The organism is Gilliamella sp. Pas-s27, assembly GCF_009795865.1.
In the GTDB taxonomy this organism is placed as follows: domain Bacteria; phylum Pseudomonadota; class Gammaproteobacteria; order Enterobacterales; family Orbaceae; genus Gilliamella.
The window spans coordinates 1-4046 of the sequence record NZ_WTEW01000055.1 but is presented as its reverse complement, the minus strand read 5'-3'; the positions used below and the strand labels follow the sequence as shown (position 1 = coordinate 4046).

Sequence of the window (4046 nt, the reverse complement as noted above, 5' to 3'; positions counted from 1 at the left end):
GGTTTAGCGGCTTGCGCTAATATGGCCTCTTTTTCAACTAATATGATAGTCTTTTCGCTTTCAGGTAACTGGTCTGCTAAGGCACTTTCATGATGACTGACTAATGCTCTTTTTTATTACTGATAGGTTAATTCCTCATCTGTTGGTTGTCTGTAAGCAGTAAAATGATTTTCACTAACAAAAAATAATGTATTTTTCATATAAATTGCCTGATTACCATTTAATAAAAACTTAGAAAAAGGTGTTTTCTCAAAACCATGGATGGTGATGTATTCTAATTCATTGCTGATATCAATATCATAACTTTTAAAATTTTCCACATGCTGTTGATATAACTCATCATCACCGAAAAATTGTTTAGAATTCACTTTACCAAAGCTTATTGAATAAGCTTGTTGATAATTAACACACAATTTTTCCTCGTTTGGATTTAAAGTTAATATTGTACTTTCAAACTGGTCGTAATCTAACCCATGAGCAAAACGTAAATAATTATTTCCTTGTTTATTGGTTAGTAAAAGACTTTTTTTAGAATGTATATTATTATTTTTAGTAGCAAATTCTTTATAGCAATTAGATATGACAGGTATCTCTCTAAATTTACCATCTTTGGCTATTTTATAATGTTGTATTTCAATTGTTTCATCAGTAAAACGTTGTTGACGTTCAATTTGGTAATTTTTATCAATATTATAATAAATAAATCCTTGAGCAAGATCGTCTATTTCAGAATTTTTTCTTGTTAATCCATTGGGATTTTTCAAAATAATCTTATCAAGCACATCAAAATTATCAGAAAATAAATAAAGATAAGTTATCATTTCTCCATTTCTTTGTAGTCCTTCAATTAAAATTGGTCTAATTCTGTTATGAAGGACAGGAAGTTTTATACCAGAAATATGAGTTATATAATCGTGACGTTGAGCATATAAATTATTATTAGATAACTGTAAATAATTAACAAAGCTTCTAGGAATATTATGGGTATAATATTCATTTTCATTAAAAAAATTATAATAAAAATGTTTATAATTATTATCTTTAATAAAGTCTCCTGTAATCCGAGAATTGTACGGCAGTTTAAGGGATGGAAAATGTTTACTTATTTGTTTAAAAGCATTTTTGCCAGCTGGTTTTAAAAAGGATAATGCCATCTCTTGATTAATAAAAACTAACTGGTCATTAAGATAAATCACTTTTTGTTCAGGCAATAATAGTTTAGCAAAGTTACTATCTATTGAAGAATCAAACTGTAAATAATGTACTTCGTCTTTTGGTAAAGGAAAATTTTTAAGTAAATCAGAATGTAATAAATTATCAGGTATTAATTGAGATATATTTGCGACTTTTCCTATTTTTACAGGATACCTATTTTCATTTATATAGAAAATATTATCTTTGAACTTGATACTTAGATTATTAAGATAATCATCGTTTTTTTTGTTTATCATCTGATTATTTTCAAAATATTCATCCAAAATCCAGTATGTTTGCTCGCTATTTTTTTCTTTGGCATAACAATAAGAATAATTTAAAAAAATAAAAATAAAGAAAATAAATTTCTTTAACCAGTCATATTTTTTTAATCTTGCCATTTTGATATCCCCATTTTCTATTTTCTTTAGAAAATTTTCTTTTGTGGTTATTAATCATATATATACTTTCTTTATTATAACTAACTAGTTAGTGATTAAATTATACTCACCAAGCTTTTATAGTTTATTAGATAGCCAAACCTAAATATTTCATCTTTTTAATTTAACAAAAATTCCATTTTCATTAATAATATAGCTTGTTTGATTTAAAAAAATCGTTGCTTTTTTATATCCATCATAAGGGGATTGAATTTTTTTAATAGTTATACGGTAATTTTCATCAATGAGATACCTATTCCAAATACCTCCATCCTCTAATTCAATATTTTCACCTAGTTCCATACGATCAATGAAATCAAAATCCTCAGAAAGGCTAATTAGCGATAATTGAGGTGCGCCAGAAATGGAATATGAAAATAATAGTATTAAATTTATTTTTTTATATTTTTTCAATTTTATTGCGTGAAGATAATCATCATCTGAAATTCCTCTAAAAAAATAATTAAACTCATCAGGTATTGGAGAAAAACCATCATTTTCTTCAAGAGGCCAATAGCGATCATTTAATGGAAGAGTTGAAGTATTTAAATTATTATAAATACTAGCCAGTTCTTGACGCATTTTTTGTTTATTTTTAAATGTTAAAATAAGTCCATTATTAATGAATAAGAAAAGATAATCGGAATTAAATACTAATGATTGATTTAAATTATATTGCTCGGGTAATGTTTCAAAAATGAAATATTGATTTTCATGTTGATGGCCAGTTAAATTTAAACGTTTTAATTCTTTTTCTAATAAACGCCTAAAGTCAGGTATTAAATTATCATTTATTGGTTTTATATGTATAGAATATTTTTCATTAAATATTAATTGATATTTATTACTTTTAACTGATATATTTTTTAAATTCTTGTATAGGTAATCTATAAATTCAAAGTCAGTCGAAGAATTTGATGAATAATTAATGTTGACTAACAGCCATTCTCTCATGTCTTCTTTTATCAATTCATTTACATTATTTTCTAATTCAGCATTTGCTATTGATGTAATAAGACAACATAAACATACAACGGCAAATCTATTTATTATTTTTAACATTATTAACCTCTATAATAGATTCTTTAAACTATTTATTAATAAGTGTAATTAATTTTTCTTTATTTAAAGTAGTGGCATCAGTACAAAAATATTCATCTAATAAGTATTGTTTCTCAAATGTTCTAACATCCATATGAATCCAACTATAGGTGTGTTTTTTATCTATTATTGAATCATCTGGATTTAATCCTATTGGCTCTGTAGTAAAAAGATTTATATTACTCCACTTTCTTTGCGCATTAAGGTAAGTTACGAAAAAGTTATCACGAATATATTTTAGGGGTTCTATATTTTTATATTTTCGCAATCTGATTTCCCAAGTACCTTTATTAAATTGAATATCTAGAGCTTTACCTCTATGATTAGAAGTGGTTTTTCCTTGTGGATGTTGACTACAACGATAACCAGATGAAACCTCCCTAACTCTATATACATTTTGTCTACCTAAATAAAAATTTATTGCGCAGAATCCAAATAATAATGATCTATGTAAACCAGGATATTCATATGGATTTGATTGTTCTGGCGAGGTGTTTTTCCCTAGACCATTACCAAATCCATTACATTTTTTAGCAGAACACCTACATTTAAGTTGTAGCCAAATTGTATTACTGATTGCATATTCCTCTTGAAATTCATCAATCGCTTTTATCACATTCATATCCACAACGCCCGTTTCCTTGACTTGCATATAATCACGTTGAAACTGTTTGATCATATTTTCGGTTCTTTCGGTAAATTCATCTGTTGGCACATTGCCACCAAATCCAGCAAGTCTGATATTAATTTCCCGAATAATTTCATCTTTATCACCCTTTTTGAAAAGGATATTGTTTCCTGCAAAATAATCCATCATTGCAACCGGATGAATAAACCACGCCTTGCCATCAGTTGATAGATTAGACAGTTTAGGGGTATTAGTATTAGTATTAGTATTAGCATCGCTTTGTTCTGTGCTAGTTGTTTGGTTTTGAGTTTGCGCCTGTGCTACTTGTTGCCACCACAGTGACGGTTTGATACGCTGCGCTTTTTCTAGTTGCCAGTTTGTTTTGACATGTTCATGTGCTTCGTCTACTTTTTGCATAGCAAAGTCACGCTGATAAGCGCGGGTTATACCTAGTTTATCTAACTCTACTTCAATCAGTGCTTTTTGTTGTCGCTTTTCATCTTCAAACAAGTCATCCACTTCGTTCCATTTGCTTAACGCTTCATCGGCATACCATTCACTTTCATATCTTACCAGTAAATGCCCTATCTGCTCAGCGGTCCCACTTGTTCGTAACGCCGCTTTGAATTGTTCTTTGGTAAATGGATTCTTATTATTTATTTCTAATAATTGTAAAAACTCTT

Annotated in this window: 3 protein-coding genes; all 3 read right to left on the bottom strand. The window is 28.1% G+C overall.

The window, feature by feature from the left end; all coding sequences use genetic code 11:
* Nucleotides 1–116 precede the first annotated feature (116 nt).
* A complete protein-coding gene (locus tag GQ589_RS11390) occupies nucleotides 117–1595 on the bottom strand; it encodes a hypothetical protein (protein ID WP_160413116.1) in 1479 nt (492 codons plus the stop codon).
* Between the two features lie 150 nt (nucleotides 1596–1745).
* Complete coding sequence (locus GQ589_RS11385) at nucleotides 1746–2696, bottom strand: hypothetical protein (RefSeq protein WP_160413118.1); 951 nt, start codon at nucleotides 2694–2696, stop codon at nucleotides 1746–1748.
* Nucleotides 2697–2724: 28 nt separating this feature from the next.
* Nucleotides 2725–4046 (bottom strand): peptidoglycan-binding protein (locus tag GQ589_RS11380; protein ID WP_160426307.1); only part of this gene is annotated, 1322 nt, incomplete at its 5' end.

What these genes read in the sequence shown, in the direction of transcription:
- GQ589_RS11385 (WP_160413118.1), bottom strand. Translation starts at nt 2,696, where the DNA reads ATGTTAAAAATAATAAATAGATTTGCCGTTGTATGTTTATGTTGTCTT.
- GQ589_RS11390 (WP_160413116.1), bottom strand. Translation starts at nt 1,595, where the DNA reads ATGGCAAGATTAAAAAAATATGACTGGTTAAAGAAATTTATTTTCTTT.